Here is a 16555-nt window from a genome sequence, read left to right as displayed (position 1 = left end):
CAAGCCCCGATAACAGCAAGAACAACCTCAACCGCTCATGCGCAATCCAACGAGTCGGACACAATACCGCGGCTGGAATCCACAGAGTGCGTCAAAGCTCAGACGCCGCAGGCTGGATCATTGATGGAGTATCAGCTCAGCGGTGACGCAGACGGCATTGTGGCCGGGGGCGAGGTGCCCTTGACGATGTATGCCGTCGATGCCTACCGAGGCAAGCTCGATGATAGCTTTTCCATGTTCCAGGCGGCCGCTGAGTATCAACACCTCAGTGGCGTGGCTGCTCAAGACACTGCCGTCGGCAAAGGTGGTGCCGACAAGGCTGCCGAGGCCCGATAGCTGCGCTTCGGTAAGTCCGTAGCGGTCGGCGAGGGCCTCTACAGCCTCGCCTAGATCCTGGTTGGGCCTAAGCGTGAACAGCAACGCGTTGGTACCCGTCGACGGTGGACCCTCGGGGCGCGGTGCGAACAGCGAGAAGCGGGTCTCGGCGTCGTGAATCACCTCCAGCAGGGCGTCCTCCACCACCAGGCAGGTCGCCTCGGTATCCTCTGCCAGCACCGATTCGGTAGGTAGCATGTGTCCCATGGCCTGGCTGCCGTCGGCGCCTTCCCAGAGGCCGTGGCAGTGCAGGAACGGCTTACCGTCGCGGCGGCCGACATGCAGACCGGCGCGATGGAGGAGCGCCGGTGGCGCGAGTTCGTGGGTGGCGCTGTACCAGGCGGCGTGCTCACCGCTTTCATCGTCTGCCGGAATGACGTAGCGCAGCGATGCCATCGTTGCCTCCGCCAGTTCGAGATAGGCAGCGCGGGCTCCACTCTCCTCCAGGGCCATGACCACGGCAGCGTGCAGCGTCTGGCCGCCGCGTAGAACGAGACGGCGCTGGGTTACTCGGCAGGGCACTGCCTGATGGCGCTGGTCGGCCCACGGTCCCGGATGCATGATGCGACGCATCGACCCGGCATGTCGGGCATCAGAGTTCATGTCGCCTCCTTGAGGTCCCCGCGTTCGATGAGTGTCTCGCGAATCAACTTCTTGGTGATCTTGCCGTAGGCGGACTTGGGCATCTCCTCCCAGAACACATAGTGGCGCGGCAGTTTGTAGCGGGCCAGCTTTCCGTCCAGCCAGGCCGCCATGCCGTCGGCGTCGAGGACGGCACCAGGATAGGGCACGCAGACGGCGAGGCCCACCTCGCCCCAGACGGGATCCGCCACGCCGAGTACTGCCACCTCAGAGATATCCGGGTGGGCCAGGAGCTTCTCCTCGATCTCGCGGGGATAGATGTTGGAACCGCCGGAGATGTACATGTCCGAGACTCGGCCGGTCAGGTAGACGAAGCCCTGCTCGTCCATATGGCCCAGGTCGCCGGTCAGGAACCAGCCGTGACGGAAGCTCTTGCGGTTGGCCTCGGGGTTGTCGTGGTAGCCGGCGAACACGGCGGGGCCGATTACGGCGATCTCGCCGGTCTCACCCGAGGCGACCTCGTTGCCCTCAGCGTCCTGGATCTGCACTTGCATGCCGGTGCGTGCGAAACCGCAACTGCCGATCTTCATGCGGGCATCGTCGATGTGGTGAAAGGCCGGCGGCAGCACGGTGATGTTGCCGGTGACCTCGCCGAGGCCGAAGTACTGCACCAGCACGGGGCCCAGGGTTTTCAGTGCCTTCACCTGGTCGGCACGGTACATGGGGGCACCGGCGTAGATGACGTAGCGCAGCGAGGTGTGGTCGTGCTCGTCAACGCTGTCATGCTCGACGAGCATCTTGACGATGGTCGGCACGGTGAAGACGTTGGTGACTTGCCACTTCTCGACCAGCGCCCAAACCTCGGCTGGGTCGAACTTCTCGCCAGCCGGCAGGATCGTCTTGACGCCGTGGGCCACCTGGGCGAGTTGGTGGATGCCGGCACCGTGGGAGAGCGGCGCGACGACGATAGAGGCGTCCTCGGGGCCGGTGCCGGGCATCAGGTCGCAGAGGTGATTGGTGACCACGAAAGCCATCTGGCCGTGGGTCAGTACTGCGGCCTTGGGCCGGCCGGTGGTGCCGGAGGTGAAGAAGAACCAGGCCGGGTCGTCGCGCTGCACTGCCACCGCTGGCAGGCGCCGTCCGGCATGGCGGGCGACCAGGGTCTCGTAGTCGGGGGCGAAATCGCTCTCGCCAATGGCCACGCTGTATTCCACATGGGCCTGGCAGGCCGCGGCGTGCTCGGCGAAGGCGGCGCCGCAAAGCAGCCCCTTGGCGCCGGAGGATGCCGCCAGCCAGGCGATGTCCGCTGGCGATTGGCGGTAGTTGGCGGGCACCCAAACGGCCCCGGCCCGCCAACAGGCGAACATCGCCTCGAACATCTGGTGGCAGTTGGCCGACTGCACCAGCAGGCGGTCGCCCTTGCGCACGCCGAATTCCTCTACCAGGGCGTAGGCGAAGGCCTCGGCCCGGGCCTCCATCTCGGCCCAGCGCCAGCTGCGCTCGCCCCACACGAAGCCGATGTCGTCGGGGTGACGCCGGGCGGTCTCGGTGAGCAGGTGGGAGAGGTTCATCACCCGGGTGGAAACCGGTGTCATGCCGTTGGCCAGGTCCATGCTCATTTGACGCGCTCCAGGATCGACACATAGTTGGTCACGGCGGCGCCGCCCATGTTGAAGACACCGGCGAGGCGGGCACCGGGTATCTGCATGTCGCCGGCCTCCGCCATGAGCTGCATGGCGGCCATGACGTGCATGGACACCCCGGTGGCGCCGATCGGGTGGCCCTTGGACTTGAGCCCGCCCGAAGGGTTGACCGGCAGTTTGCCGTCCTTGTGGGTCAGGCCCTCGCGGATCACTCGATGGCCCTCGCCGGGGGCGGCGAGCCCCATGGCCTCGTACTCGAGCATCTCGGCGATGGTGAAACAGTCGTGGGTCTCGACCAGGGATAGGTCGTCGAGGGTGAGGCCTGATGCCGCCAGCGCCTGCTGCCAGGCGATGGCAGCGCCGCGAAACTCGAGCACGTTACGCTGCGACAGCGCCATGATGTCGTTGGCCTGGGTGCGCGCCCGGAAGCCGATGGCGCGCCGCATCTGGGCCGCCGTCTCGGCGTCGGCGACGACCAGGGCGGCAGCACCGTCGGAGATCAGCGAACAGTCGGTGCGGCGCAGCGGCCCGGCAACGATGGGGTTGCGCTCGGAGACAGTGGCGCAGAAGTCGACCCCGATGTCCTTGCGCATCTGCGCCCAGGGGTTGGCGACGCCGTTGGCGTGATTCTTGGCGGCGATCATGGCCAGCTCGCGGGAGCGGTCACCGTAGCGCTGGAAGTAGCTCTCGGCGATCTTGCCGAACAGGCCGGCGAAGCCGCCCTGAATGTCGGCCTCGTGCCGGTGGTAGCTGGCGCTGAGCAGGATGTCGCCCACCTCAGCGGTCGGGGTGGCGCTCATCTTCTCCGCGCCGACCACTAGGGCCATGCGGCCGCGCCCCGACTCGATGAAGTCGAGCGCTCCATGCAGGGCGGCACTGCCCGTGGCGCAGGCGTTCTCGTAACGGGTGGCGGGGGTATGGGCAAAGCGCTCATCGCCCATGGCCACCAGGGCGGCCTGGAAGTCCTGGCGTGAGAAGCCGTTGTTGTAGACGCCCACGAAGATGCCGTCGATGTCCTGGTGGGTGACCCCGGCGTGGACCAGGGCATCGCTTACCACGTCTTTCATGAGGGTTTCGGTATCGGGCTCGGTGAGCTTGCCGAAGGGAGAGTGTGCCCAACCGACGATCTGTGCCTGTGTCACGTGTGTCACTCCTTACTCTTGTTGTCTGCACGTGTCCGATTCGGGGCTTGACCGGTGCCCCTCGTTGTCTCGATATGTCCAGCTGCGCCTCTATTGCCGATGAGGTGCTAGCCGTGAGGGTGCTTTGCGTATTGCCGGGCGATCTGCGCCTCGATGTCCTTCGCTTCCTGCTTGAGCAGGGGTAGTAGTTGGCGGCATCGCGGTTCCTGCATGCGGCTCTCGATGGCCGCCAGCGACAGCGCTCCGACCAGGGTGCCGTCGGGCCAGTACAGGGCAATGCCGAGGCCCCAGGAGTCGGGAAAGACGAGGCCCGGGTTCAGGGCGTAGCCGTGCTGACGGGTCTCCATGACCAGCTCCCGGAGCCGCTCGGGCATCAACGACGGGTACTCTGCGGCCAGCGTCTGATGATTCGCTTCCAGGGTGGTCTCGACCTCGTCATCGGGCAGCGCCGCCAGCATGGCCAGCGAGCCGGCGCCTACACCCAGCGGGTGATAGGCCCCCGGCACCAGGGCATAGGTGCGGATCGGGTAGGGGCCATCCTCCCGGTGCAGGCAGAGCGAATAGAGTCCACGCCGGACAGAGAGGCAGGCGGCGTCCTCGGTAGCCTTGGCCAGGCGAGCGACGTTGCGGGTGGCGGTCCTGACCAGGCCGTGGTGTTCTGAGGCGCGCAGCCCGAGAAGGTAAGCCTCGGGCCCCAGCTGGTAGCGATGAGTGGGGTTGCACTGATCGACCATCCCGCCGTTGATCAGGGCCAGCAACAGTCGCCTGACAGTTGGCTTGTTGAGCCCGCTCAGCGCCGTCAGCTCGGAGAGTGACAGCCCCTCCCCCGAGTGGCGGCCCAGGAGACTCAGCAGGGCCAGGGCCCGGTCGACGCTCTGGGCGCCGGATGTCTTCCCGCTGCCTTTGACTTTATCTTGTTCCATAATATGGACTATCAGTCTCTAGCGCTTCATGTGCTTATAATGAGTAATTACGCTTTACTTTGACTTTAACAAAAGGGTTTGGCAAGTTTGACTTGTTGGATTTATGATTAGTGGTCCACGATGTGGATCAATAAGAGCCAGATATAGACACAAGAATTAGGCTCGACTGAACGAGCGCGCCAGAAGGAGTACAACACAATGAAAAGCCTGGGTTTTTGCAAGCTTGTGCTGACCGTTGCCGTGGCTGGGGCAATGGCGGCCGGTACCGCCTCCGCCGAGACGCTACGCCTGTCCCATAACACCGGCGATTCCACCACCTGGCACCAGGGGGCGGAGCGCTTTGCCGAGCTGGTGTCGGAAGCCACCGATGGCGAGATCGGCGTGCGTGTCTTCCCCAACGCCCAGCTCTCCGGTGGCGATCAAATGCGCCAAGCCGAGATGGTGGGGCGGGGCGCTCTGGACCTGCTGGTCACCTCCGCCATCAACGTGACCCCACTGGTACCGGAGATGGCGGTCTTCTCCCTGCCGTACCTCTACGCCACATACGACCAGGTCGATGCCACGACCCGGGGCAAACCGGTCGAACTGCTTGAGGAGATATTGGAGGAGAGGGGGATCGTGGTGCTGGCTTGGGGCGAGAATGGTTTCCGCGAGCTCACCAACAGCGTGCGTCCGATCCGAACCCCCGAGGATATGCGGGGCCTGAACGTGCGCGTGGCGGGTCCCATGTACGTCGATGTGATGAACTCCCTGGGCGCCAACCCTCAGCAGATGCAGTGGACCGAGACCATGACGGCCCTGCAGCAGGGTGTGGTGGACGCCCAGGAGAATCCGGTCGGCGCCGTGATCATTCCCCAGCAGATCTACGAGGTACAGGACTATCTGACGGCCTGGCACTACTCTTACGATCCCATCTTCCTGGGCATCTCCAGGGAGAAGTGGAACGGCTACGACGCTGACACCCAGTCGGCAATTCGCCAGGCGGCCGAGGAGGCCATGGTCTACCAGGTGGATATCACCCGCGAGAGTACCGCCGAGGGTCTCGACTTCCTGCGCGAGCAGGGTATGGAGATCACCGAGCTCTCAGAAGAGGAGATTGCTGCCTTCCGGGAAGCGACCCAGCCGGCCTTTGCCGAGTGGGCCGAGAGGGTGGGACCGGAGATCGTCGCTGCCTTCCAGGAGGCGATCGACGCCAGCGGCGACTGACAGCCCGCTACCGCATTCCGGGCCGTGCCTCCCTGGGGTCTCGGCCCGGACCTTTCGGTTCCTGCCAAGACTGGGCCTGACATGAGATTCCTGTTACGAGAAGCCGAGAAGATCGTCTGTGCGGCGCTCTTCCTCAGCATGACTCTGCTGGGCTTTGCCAACGTGGTGGTGCGCTATGGCACCAATTACTCCCTGGCGGCCACCGAGGAGCTGCTGACCAACGGTTTCCTGATCCTGACCGTCTTCGGCGCTGCCATCGCCGCCCGTCGGGGGGAGCATCTGGCGGTCACCATCCTCTACGACGCCCTGCCGGTGGCCCTGCGCTGGGTGGTGTTCGTGATCTCCGGGGCGCTGTCTATCCTCCTGCTGGCGTTGTCAGCCTACTTCTCCTTGGAAGTGCTGATGAATCAGCTGAACTCTGGTATGCGCTCCTACGGGCTCGGTTTGCCGGCCTGGTATTATCAAGTTGCCGTGCCGTTCGGCTTCGCGCTGATCATCATCCGCTACCTGCAGCGTCTGGTGGAAGAGGCGCGCAAGGGGCGTGCCGTGGATCGGAGCATTCCCGATGTTTGAGCTCATCGCCGATCTCCCCGCCGGTACCCGGATGGTCCTGGTGTTCTTCCTGTTGATGCTGCTGCGTGTGCCGATAGCCTTCGCGCTGGGTCTCTCCGCGGTTTATGCCATGTGGCACATGGGCTTCGGCCTGGACATAGCCGGAGACCTGATCGCCACCGGCATCACCAAGTTTTCGTTGCTGGCGATCCCTTTCTTCATCCTGGCGGGTACCCTGATGGGCTCGCTGGGTATCGCCGAACGCATGATCCGCTTCTTCCGCGTACTGGTCGGTGGCCTCCCAGGCGGCATGGGGGTGGTCGGTACCGTAGTCTGTCTGTTCTGGGGGGCGGTCAGCGGATCGGGGCCCGCCTCGGTGGCAGCGATCGGACCGATGATCATCAAGGGCATGGAGGAGGACGGCTATCGCCGTGCCTATGCGGCTGGTCTGGTCTGTACCGGGGCGGCGCTGTCCATTGTGATCCCACCCTCCATCGGCCTGGTGATCTACGGGGTGATCGCCGAAACCTCCATCTCCAAACTGTTTCTCGCCGCCATCCTGCCCGGCACCCTGATGGGCTTGATCATGATGGTGACCTTGCCGCTGGGGCGCGTCTCCCGCCACCCAACGGGAGCGTCGAGCCTGAAGGATTCACCCAGCTTGAGAGCCATGGGTCTGATGCCCTATCACGAATTCCCCTACCGTCGGCGGTTATGGCTGACCTTCCGCGAGTCCTTCTGGGGCCTGATGACGCCGGTGGTTATCCTGGGGGGCATCTACTCCGGCGTCTTCACGCCCACCGAGGCGGCGCTGGTGGCCACCGTCTACGCCCTCTGTGTCGGAGCCCTGGCCTATCGCACCCTGAGCGTGCCCAAGCTCTACGAGGCGCTCGGTGATGCTGCGGCGTCCTCGGCGGTGGTGATGCTGGTGGTAGCCTACGCCAGCTTGTTCGGCTGGGTGGTCACCGTGGATGACCTGGTGGGCACCTACTCAGGCTTGCTGCTCGGCCTGAGCGACAACGAATGGGTGATCCTGCTGGTGATCATGCTGATCCTGTTGTTGGTAGGCATGTTCATGGACGCCGTCACCGTGATGTTCATTTCGCTGCCGATTTTCCTGCCGGTGGTTCACCAGATGGGCTGGGATCCGGTGTGGTTTGGGGTGCTGCTGATGGTCAACCTCTCCATCGGGCTTATCACTCCGCCGGTGGGGATCAACCTCTACGTGGCAGCCAACGTGACCCAGCTCTCCATTGAGCAGGTGGCCAAGGGCGCCCTGCCGTTCATGCTGATCTGCCTGATAGGCCTGGCGATCATCGCCGCCTTCCCCGCGCTGTCGCTGATGCTGGTGAACGCGCTGAACTGATTCAACCGGCAAGGAGCCGATAATGACAACTTCTCCCCCTATCGCCGTGGTGACCGGTGCCGCCCGTGGCATCGGCCTGGCGACCACACGACTCTTTATCGAGCAGGGCTTCACGGTAGTGATGGTCGACCGCGACGCTCCCGAGCTAGAGAAGGCCGCCGCTACGCTGACCGGCACCGAGCCGCTGGTATGCGACGTCTCCGAGCCCGATCAGGTGGCCGAGCTGGCCCGGGAGCTGACGCGCCGCCACGGCCGTGTAGACGCCCTGGTCAACAACGCCGGCGTCGCCGATTTCCGGCCTCTGGAAGACACCGACTACGCCACCTGGCGAGAGGTCATGGCCACCAATCTCGATGGCGTCTTCCTCACCTCCCAGGCATTGCTACCGTTACTGAAAGTCGCCTGCGGGGCGATCGTCAACATCGCTTCCATCTCCGGGTTGCGCGCCAGCACCCTGCGGGTGGCCTACGGTACCTCCAAGGCAGCCGTCATCCATCTGACCCAGCAGCAGGCCGCCGAGCTTGGTGAGCACGGCATTCGCGCCAATTGCGTGGCCCCCGGTCCGGTGAATACCAAGCTGGCCCTGGCCGTGCACACCGCCGACATCCGCGCCGCTTACCACGACGCCATTCCGCTCAACCGCTACGGTTCGGAGCGCGAGATCGCCGAAGTGATCGTCTTCCTGTGTTCCGCTAAGGCGGCTTACGTGACCGGCCAGGTGGTGGCCGCTGATGGCGGCTTCCAGTCGACCGGCGTTGGCCTGCCGGCGATGAGGGCGCGATGAAGTAACGTGGCGGCCGATAGCAGAGGAGGGGACGCCCGTGGAAGCGGCGCTATTCGAAGGGAGAAATTAAATATCCAGCGGCAGGCGAGTCTCGAACTTGGTGCGCTTGCGTGAAATCAGCGTACGGAACTTGTGCACGTTATCGCTGGCATCGAGTACGCGGTCGCAGAAGCGGTCATAGCTTTCCATATTGGGCACGCTGACGACCAGCACGAAGTCCACCTCGCCAGTGACCTGATAGCACTGGGTTACCTCGGGTGCCGCCTCCACCTGCTTGATGAATTGGCCATACAGTGTCTTGTTGTCGCGAGCCATGGTGACTTCCACCAGCATATGCAAATTGGCACCAAGAGCGTCGGGCGCCAGTATCGCCACTTCGCGCTGAACGATGCCGCGCTCCCTCAGGCGTCGAACGCGCTTCAGGCACGCCGAGGGGGAAAGCCCGACCTGTTCTGCCAGTGCCTGGTTGGTCAGGCTGGTATCGCGTTGCAGCTGATCGAGAATCCTCAGGTCGAGTTTGTCCATGTGCAGGTAATTTCCTTCACGATCCTCAAAAGGCAACATTCTTCCCGTTTCGAGCCAATAACGCCATCGCATTCTTCAGGCCATGGGTAGAGTCAGTGGCTGACATATCTGATGGAACGGCTCATATGACACAACGAATTTCCGTCCGCCTGCTCAGCACTATGGGGCAGCTGCTTCGCGAGGCCTGGACGGTCTACCTTACCCTGCTCAAGGTGATGGTACCCGCCCTGCTCATCGTGAAAGCGCTAGAGATGCTGGGCATGACCGAGCAGCTCGGCTACTGGCTCTCGCCGCTGATGTCACCGCTGGGCTTGCCCGAGCCGCTGAGCCTGGTGTGGGCAGCCTCGCTGCTGACCAACATCTACACCGGGCTGGTAATCTTCTTCGAGGTGACCCGGGATACGTCCCTTACCGTGGCGCAGGTAACCGTGCTCGGTACACTAATGGCCGTGGGGCACTCGTTGCCGATAGAAGGGGCAGTGGCGCGCATGGCCGGCGTGCCCTGGTGGTTGACGTTGCTGCTCCGCGTGGGAGGGGCCTGGCTGCTGGGCTGGCTGCTGCACCTGAGCTATTCCCTTGGGGGGTGGCTCCAGCATGCCAACCACGTGGTGTGGCAGCCGACGCCACGGGACGCCTCGCTTATCACCTGGCTGCAAGACCAGGCCACGATGCTGATTACCATTTTCGTAGTGATTCTGGCGCTGATGATATTGCTGAGGCTGCTGCGGCGGCTGGGCATCGAGCGGCTGATTCACAAGCTGCTCTTCCCTCTATTGCGGCTGCTGGGGATCGGCCCGGCGGCGGCCAACATCACCGTGATCGGCATTACGCTGGGGCTGAGCTTCGGTGCCGGCCTGCTGCTGCGAGAGGCGCAGTCGGGCCGGCTGACCCCGCGGGATATCGTCCTCACGCTCTGTTTCCTCGGGCTATGCCATAGCCTCATCGAGGACACGCTGCTGATCATGCTGATGGGTGCCGATCTCTCCGGCCTGCTGTGGGCACGGCTTGGCTTTGCACTGGTGACGATTGCCCTGCTGGCCAGGCTGCCCTGGTTGAGCCGTGCTCGGTTGCCAACCTGGATATTTGCTGCCCGGGCAGTGGCGGAGAGAAAATAGCCGCTGGCTGAGCTCGCTCTCTATCATGGCCGGCTCGGCAAGGCCCACGGCTCGAGTACGGCCTTTCTCGCACTGCTGCATGAAGCCTATCGGGCCGAACTGCTCGAACGGCTTTGAGGTGGCACCTGTTGAAAGGACGGCACGTCGAACCGATGCCATGGGGGGCATCAAGCCATTGGGCTGTTGAGGAAGCTTGCTGCCCTATGGTCGCTGGCATAGGCCACATTGAGACGCAGCCAGGGCGAGGCATCTCTGTGGGGAAAGAACACATCCCCCGGGGAGAGTCGAATGCCGAGCTGAGCGGCCCGCTCCGCGAGCTGTGAGGAGCGCTCGACGGCGGGGTGGCGAGCCCAGATGAACATGCCGCCGGCAGGGGGATAGAACACCTCCCATCCGGCTTTTTTCACCAGATCTAGTGTCGCGGCCATCTGCCCGGCGAGCTTTATCCTGAGCCGCTCCGTCAATTTTCGGTAAGAGCCGTTCTCCAGCATGGTGGCAACCACCTGCTCGGCAAAAGGCGAGGTGGAGATTGTGGTGAGCATCTTGATATCGACCAAGCGCTTCAGCAGCGGAGCCTGGGTGGCAATGAAGCCCACCCGCAATGCGCTGGACAGGCTCTTGGAGAAACTGCCCAGGTAAATTACCCGCTCCAAGCCATCCAGGGCCGCGAGCCGTGGCGTAGGGTCATGCTGGAAGTCGGCATAGATGTCGTCTTCGATGATCTGAACGTCATGGCGTTGCGCCAGCTGCAGCACACGATGTGCGACGGTGGGCGCCAGGGTCGTGCCGGTGGGGTTCTGGAACACGCTGTTGGTGAAGAACAGCTTGGGCCGGTAGCGGCTAAGCAGTGTCTCGAGGTGCTGCGTGTCCGGCCCATCGGAGAGGCGAGGAACGCCAATCACCCTGACCCGCTGCAGGTGTAGCAGGCCGAAGAGGTTGTAGTAGCCCGGGGCCTCGACGAACACCACATCGCCGGGGGACAGCAACAGCCGCACGATGAGATCCAGCGAATGGCTGCCGCCTCCGGTCATGAGAATCTGGTTGGCCTGGGTGTTGATGTCGAGTAGTCGCAGCCGCTCCTGAATCAGCTGCCGCAGCCTCGGTGCACCCAGGGGCGTGCTGTAATCGAAGAGGCTTGGCCCGCTATGGCGAGCCACCTGACGCACGGCGTAGGTCAGGTCGTCGTTCTCTCGCCAGTGGCTCGGTAGCCAACCGCATCCCAGCTTCAGCTCGCCCTCATCCGCCTGGAAGAGTCGCCACATCTCATCGGTGACATCCTCCATGCCGACAGGTGGCGTCTGTGCATCCCGGGTTGCGCTCACGGCAACATAGAAACCGGAGCCCGGTCGGGCGCGAATCACGCCGTGCGCCACCAGCTGATCATAGGCCTCGATCACTGCATTGCGGCTGATGTCGTGATCCGCTGCGAGACGCCTGATGGAAGGCAGTCGCTGACCGCTACCGGCAGCGTGGTGCTCGATCCAGCCGCCGATGCCATCCACCAGCTGCTGGACGATGGGCGTGTTCGAGTGCCTGTCGAGGCGCAGCTTCATGGATAGGGGCTCTCCGTTGCATCCAACCGTTCGGCAAAACGCGGGAACAGTGCCGTGATAACCGCTGAGAAGTGTACCTTACCGCGACTTCGTGCGGATGCGAGCCTGAGCTGCCATGCCATCGATGATCTCGTCCGACAGGGAGCGTCTCGCCATGCCTCGAACCAGTGCCCTCCGTTTTGCCTTTGCCCTGTGCATGATCACCACGGCGGTGAACCTGCAAGCGCCGCTATACGATGCCTTGGCTGCGCGAAGCGGTGCCGGAGTGGGTGCCACAAGCGTTGCGTTTGCCTGCTATGTGCTTGGCATCTTGCCGGTGCTGCTGGGGCTCAATGGGCTTGCCGACAGGGTGGGGCGCAAGCCGTTGATCGTGACGGCGCTGCTGCTGTGCCTGGCCGCCACGACCTTGACGCTCCTGCTGCCCGGCCTGGTGACCCTAGGCTTTGCCCGCTTTCTGATGGGGATCGGTACGGCACTCACGTCGGCAGTCGCCCCAGCGTACATGTGTGGCTTCTTTGCCGGTGAGGACACCCGCAGGCCCGCCAACTGGGTAACGGCCAGTACCGCGCTAGGATTCGGCCTGGGCGCGGCGCTCACCAGTCTATTCGTGCTGCATACGCCAACCCTGACACCACCGAGTCTATGGCTCTATCTGGGCGCCGCTTCTCTGGCATTCATGCTAGTGATAACGTTAAAGGACGATTCACCCCGGCTGGCGCAAGCGGAGATGCTGCGCTTGCCTGCCTATCCATCAGGCACCCTTGGTTACGGGCTGGCCATCTTGTTGGCATGGGCCAGTGTAGGACTGGTGATTGCGATTCTGCCCTCAGCGCTGGCCCAGCATGGCCTAGCGGGCTGGGCCGGTTTTGCGACCTTTGGTATCTGCAGCTGCGGTGTGCTGTTCCAACCCTGGGCCAGGCGGCTGGCGCCGCAGATGGCGACGCAAGTGGGCCTGGTCATCTTGCCGCTGGCCTATGCACTGATTGCCTGGGGCGCGTTGCAGGGCGAATTGGTGGCCGTGCTACTGGGGACCGTTGCCGCAAGTAGCGCCTGCTATGGTTTTATCTATCTGGGTGGCCTGAGTGGCGTGCTTGACGTGGCGCAGGAGCACTCGTCGCGGGCGAGCGCCGGCTATTTCCTGATGGCCTACCTCGGCTTCAGCATTCCGGTCATCACCACAGGGGTGCTGGCCGATACCTTTGGCCACGGTGCTGCGCTTTGGATCTTCGGCGTGGCGCTGTTGGGTGGGGTGGTCGCGGCACTCGGTGTCATCCGGCGTGATGGCGATGCCATCGTCTATATCAGGGAGGAGAAACGACAGTGACGTTAATGACCGTACTGCTATTCATACCCGCATGCTTTGCACTGAATATGGCCCCTGGGCCCAATAACCTACTCTCCATGGCCAATGCAAAGCGCTACGGCATCAAGGTGGCCTGCTATGCCGGTATCGGCCGCCTTGTAGCGTTCGTGGGCATGATCACGCTAGCGGCCACCGGGCTTGCCACGCTGCTATATACCTCTGAGAAGCTCTTCCTGGCGATAAAGCTGGTGGGAGGGCTATATCTGATCTGGTTGGCGTTCCAGCTATGGACGGCAGATACCTCCGACAGCGGGGGGCAGGCCCTGGGTGGAAAGAGCCTGTTACAACTGGCGAGGCAAGAGTTCCTGCTGGCCGCCGGTAACCCCAAGGCGATCCTTATCTTTACCGCGTTTCTGCCGCAGTTCGTCGACCCCGCCGGCCATGTGGCGGGCCAGTTCCTGGTCCTAGGCGTGCTGTTTTTAATGCTCGAGTGGGTCGCCATCGCCGGGTATGCGTTCTTTGGCAAAGCCTTGCGTTACTGGTTCTCGCGCCCCGCGATGCGACGGCTGTTCAATCGGGTATGCGCGGGGCTGATGGGGAGCGCTGGGGTCGGCCTACTCCTGGCGCGCCGCGAATGACCAGAAGCGTGCGTCAACACTCGGCGGCCTACTTTGATGACTTATTTGCAGGGCCTGACCTGTGTCTCGGCCACTCGGCTTGGCTGCCGACGCAGGTTAAGGGTCTGCAGCAAGGCCCCCAGGATGGCTACGCCGCCGGCACAGGCGGCTAATGTCCAGACAGGTAACTGTAGCAACAGTACAAAACCGCCCGCCGCAGCGCCAATGGCGCTGCCCAGATAGAGGGCCGACTCGTTAAGGGCAATGGCGAGGTTACCGTCGCCCTGTGCTTGACGAGCGCGAATCAACTCATTGTTTTGCGGTACCTGCAGGGCCCAACCGACGGCGCCCCAGGTGGCGATCGGCAGCATCACTACCCAGGCATTAAGAGCGGCTGATAGCGGCAGCACGAACAGAGAAGCTGCCAGAATCAGCATGATGGCAAAGGTCAGCTGGGGCCCTTTGAGACGATCCACTAACGGACCGATGAGGAAGCTGCCCAGCACGCCGCCAATGCCCCAAACCCAGAGATAGGGAGTGACTGAGCGTACGGCGCCATAAACCGGATCAGTCATCAGGGGAGCGATAAAGGTATACATCCCCAGGCTGGCAACGGCTGCCAGCAGAGAGACCGTCAGGATAACCAGTACATGACCGTCGCTGAGGATCGCTAGCTTCTGTCCCAGCGAGCTGGTTTTAGCTGCCGGTAGGACGGGAAGTCTCAGCACTAAGCCGATAAAGGCAATCAAGCCGAGGAGTGCTACCAGCCACAGCGCTGATTGCCACCCCATCTGCTCCGCAAACAGCAGGCTGAGTGGCACGCCCAGTACCACGCCGCTGGCCATGCCGCCCATGATGATGGCGATAGCCTTGCCGCGACGTTCAGGAGTCGAGACGGCGGCTGAGGCGCCAATGCCCATGGCCAGGTAGACACCGGCACCTATACCGGCAATGGCGCGCCATACCATCAGCGCAGTGAAGTTCTCGGCCAATGCGCTGGCAGCATTGGCTATGATGAAAACGCCAAGGGCAAGCAGCAGGCCTGAGCGTTGGCGGTGTGCTGGGGTCAGGGCAACGAAAATAGGAGAGCCCAGCCCATAGGCCAGGGTGAAAGCGGTTACCAACTGTGCAGCCACCGCCACGGATACCGCGAAGGAGTCTTCGATCATCGGAATCAGCCCTGCAGTAACATAGGAGGCCATGCCGAGGGAAAAGGCTCCCAACGCTATTAGGTAGATGGAGGATTGGTTGGCTGTTTGCATACTCATTACCCTTTGTGGATCTACGCAATATCAAGATGTTTTTTCTGATCGGATAAGATCTCTGGCTCGGGTGCGTCAGCCAGACAAGGTATTCTTCTTCGGTTTTTCGAAGAGTACAATTTGACCGTTTATGCTATTACTTGAGGTAACTGGATGAGCACGCCTCAGATACTCGAGCAACATCCTCGGGCAGAACTGGCTGATTTTTTGCGGAGCCGCCGAGAGCGCATCTCACCGCAGGACGTTGGTTTACCGGTTGGTGGCAGACGCCGTACACCTGGGTTGCGGCGCGAAGAGGTGGCGGCTTTGGCTGGGGTTGGTTTGTCCTGGTACACGTGGCTGGAGCAAGGTCGGGACATTAAGGTGTCCTCAACGTTTCTCGACAATCTTGCTCGGGTGCTCAAGTTGGATGCGACCGAGCGTCGCCACTTGTTCTTACTGGCTCACCGGCGGTTGCCCCAGGAATCCGGGCACACCTCGTGCAAGGTACCTATGATAGTCGGCCGTTTGCTGGAAGATCTCCCTACACGCCCGGCTTATGTGCTGAACCTGCGCTGGGATGTATTGGCTTGGAACTCAGCTGCCGATCGAGTCTTTGGCTTTACAAGGGTCCCAGGAAATCAGCGCAATCTATTATGGATGCTGTTTACTAGTCCGGCACTGCGAGAGCTCTTTACCCCTTGGGATGAACAGGCACTCCAGATATTATCGAGCTTTCGTCGTGACTTCGTGCGTGCCATCCACGACCCAGATATCACTGATCTGGTGAGAGAGTTGGAAACGGTATCACCAGATTTTAAGGCCTGGTGGCAACAGCAAAATATCCATGGCCCATGTCAGGGAGTTCGCAATTTACTGATCCCTACGGTAGGCCACGTGACGTTTGAGCATACTACCCTGACAATCGATGATGAGCGTCACCTGCGCCTTGTCTACTACGCTGCGAAGGAAGGGGAACCCGAGAGTCGATCCTTTGTGCAGTGGCTGCAACGAGAATCGGCACCGGTATCGAACGCGGGTTGTGCATGCTAAGCGTTAACCGGTCGGCGACAAGATCCTGTCGATGCTCATCCTCAAGGAGGACGAGCTGGAAGCATGCTGACAAAACCGTGCATTGACGATTGCCCGTGACCACAACACTGCCTCATGCCTTAGTGAGAATTGCCCTTGACACACTGCTCGGTTACGGTAATAGGGCTAAGGCCACTGAAGATGGCTCATGCAATGACAGGGTACGCATGGACTGCCGCACCAGGATGATGCCAAGCATCATCAATGCTGCCAGGTAGGGGCGGTAGCGTATCTAAGGTGCGTCACTAACCGCTCTACGAGAGGCTTCGTAGTGTTTCACACCTGGCGGGAAACCTGCCGGTGGTGCCTAACCATATTCGCTCGTTGCTTGCGCCCGGCGGGCTCTTCATCACCAAGACGCCGTGTGTTGGTGACATGAATATGCTGATCCGCCTCGTCATCCCGGTTATGCGCCTCGTGGGCAAGACACCCAGTTCCGTTACCTCAACCAGGACCATAGCTACCGAATGTCAGTGGCGGAGCCGGTATTCGGCAATATCAGCACCACGAAACGATTGAACCGATTCGGACTTCGT

The 16555-nt window shown here is 62.3% G+C and carries 15 protein-coding genes; 8 read left to right on the top strand and 7 right to left on the bottom strand.

The features are described from left to right. Positions 1-117: 117 nt before the first annotated feature. From CK498_RS22245 to CK498_RS22230, 4 genes are all read right to left on the bottom strand, one after another. On the bottom strand, positions 118-978 hold the full coding sequence (locus tag CK498_RS22245) for a PCC domain-containing protein (protein ID WP_095623052.1): 861 nt from the start codon (positions 976-978) through the stop codon (positions 118-120). Further along, a complete protein-coding gene (locus CK498_RS22240) occupies positions 975-2576 on the bottom strand; it encodes an acyl-CoA synthetase (RefSeq protein WP_095623051.1) in 1602 nt (533 codons plus the stop codon). The genes CK498_RS22245 and CK498_RS22240 overlap by 4 nt, the downstream gene beginning before the upstream one ends. Then, positions 2573-3742: an acetyl-CoA acetyltransferase gene (locus CK498_RS22235; RefSeq protein ID WP_095623050.1), complete on the bottom strand. Its 1170-nt coding sequence runs from the start codon at positions 3740-3742 to the stop codon at positions 2573-2575. Before CK498_RS22235 ends, CK498_RS22240 begins: the two co-directional genes overlap by 4 nt. A gap of 107 nt (positions 3743-3849) precedes the next feature. Next, a complete protein-coding gene (locus tag CK498_RS22230; protein WP_095623049.1) occupies positions 3850-4665 on the bottom strand; it encodes an IclR family transcriptional regulator in 816 nt (271 codons plus the stop codon). A gap of 198 nt (positions 4666-4863) precedes the next feature. Here CK498_RS22230 and CK498_RS22225 point away from each other — a divergent pair, with 198 nt between their 5' ends. The 4 genes from CK498_RS22225 (at position 4864) to CK498_RS22210 (ending at position 8573) form a co-directional block, all read left to right on the top strand. Next, positions 4864-5871 carry a DctP family TRAP transporter solute-binding subunit gene (locus tag CK498_RS22225; protein WP_095623048.1) on the top strand — a complete coding sequence of 336 codons (1008 nt, stop codon included), beginning with the start codon at positions 4864-4866 and terminating at the stop codon, positions 5869-5871. A gap of 81 nt (positions 5872-5952) precedes the next feature. After that, positions 5953-6444, top strand: coding sequence for a TRAP transporter small permease (locus tag CK498_RS22220; protein WP_095623047.1), 492 nt, complete (start codon positions 5953-5955; stop codon positions 6442-6444). After that, the gene (locus CK498_RS22215) at positions 6437-7789 is read left to right on the top strand and encodes a TRAP transporter large permease (protein WP_095623046.1); all 1353 of its coding nucleotides are present in this window, start codon (positions 6437-6439) and stop codon (positions 7787-7789) included. Before CK498_RS22220 ends, CK498_RS22215 begins: the two co-directional genes overlap by 8 nt. A 22-nt stretch (positions 7790-7811) precedes the next feature. After that, complete coding sequence (locus CK498_RS22210; protein WP_095623045.1) at positions 7812-8573, top strand: SDR family NAD(P)-dependent oxidoreductase; 762 nt, start codon at positions 7812-7814, stop codon at positions 8571-8573. A gap of 66 nt (positions 8574-8639) precedes the next feature. On the opposite strand, the gene CK498_RS22205 is transcribed toward CK498_RS22210, so the two are convergent. Then, positions 8640-9098: an Lrp/AsnC family transcriptional regulator gene (locus CK498_RS22205; protein ID WP_095623044.1), complete on the bottom strand. Its 459-nt coding sequence runs from the start codon at positions 9096-9098 to the stop codon at positions 8640-8642. Positions 9099-9223: 125 nt separating this feature from the next. Between CK498_RS22205 and CK498_RS22200 the strand changes: the two genes are divergently transcribed. Continuing rightward, a complete protein-coding gene (locus CK498_RS22200) occupies positions 9224-10213 on the top strand; it encodes a nucleoside recognition domain-containing protein (protein ID WP_229359186.1) in 990 nt (329 codons plus the stop codon). Between the two features lie 167 nt (positions 10214-10380). Here the strand turns inward: CK498_RS22200 and CK498_RS22195 are convergent, their stop codons facing one another. Further along, positions 10381-11766, bottom strand: coding sequence for an aminotransferase-like domain-containing protein (locus CK498_RS22195; protein WP_095623042.1), 1386 nt, complete (start codon positions 11764-11766; stop codon positions 10381-10383). A gap of 154 nt (positions 11767-11920) precedes the next feature. Here CK498_RS22195 and CK498_RS22190 point away from each other — a divergent pair, with 154 nt between their 5' ends. Next, a complete protein-coding gene (locus CK498_RS22190) occupies positions 11921-13090 on the top strand; it encodes an MFS transporter (RefSeq protein ID WP_095623041.1) in 1170 nt (389 codons plus the stop codon). Further along, positions 13087-13707 (top strand): LysE family translocator, encoded by a 621-nt coding sequence (locus CK498_RS22185; RefSeq protein ID WP_095623040.1) that lies wholly within the window; start codon positions 13087-13089, stop codon positions 13705-13707. Before CK498_RS22190 ends, CK498_RS22185 begins: the two co-directional genes overlap by 4 nt. Positions 13708-13748: 41 nt before the next feature. Here CK498_RS22185 and CK498_RS22180 read toward each other — a convergent pair whose 3' ends face one another. After that, complete coding sequence (locus CK498_RS22180; protein WP_095623039.1) at positions 13749-14948, bottom strand: MFS transporter; 1200 nt, start codon at positions 14946-14948, stop codon at positions 13749-13751. 153 nt (positions 14949-15101) lie between these two features. Between CK498_RS22180 and CK498_RS22175 the strand changes: the two genes are divergently transcribed. Next, the gene (locus tag CK498_RS22175) at positions 15102-15980 is read left to right on the top strand and encodes a helix-turn-helix transcriptional regulator (protein WP_095623038.1); all 879 of its coding nucleotides are present in this window, start codon (positions 15102-15104) and stop codon (positions 15978-15980) included. Positions 15981-16555: the final 575 nt, after the last annotated feature.

It is taken from the genome of Halomonas salipaludis (assembly GCF_002286975.1).
GTDB lineage: Bacteria > Pseudomonadota > Gammaproteobacteria > Pseudomonadales > Halomonadaceae > Franzmannia > Franzmannia salipaludis.
Note: the sequence above shows the minus strand (reverse complement) of the source record. Positions and strands in the feature narration are given on the sequence as shown.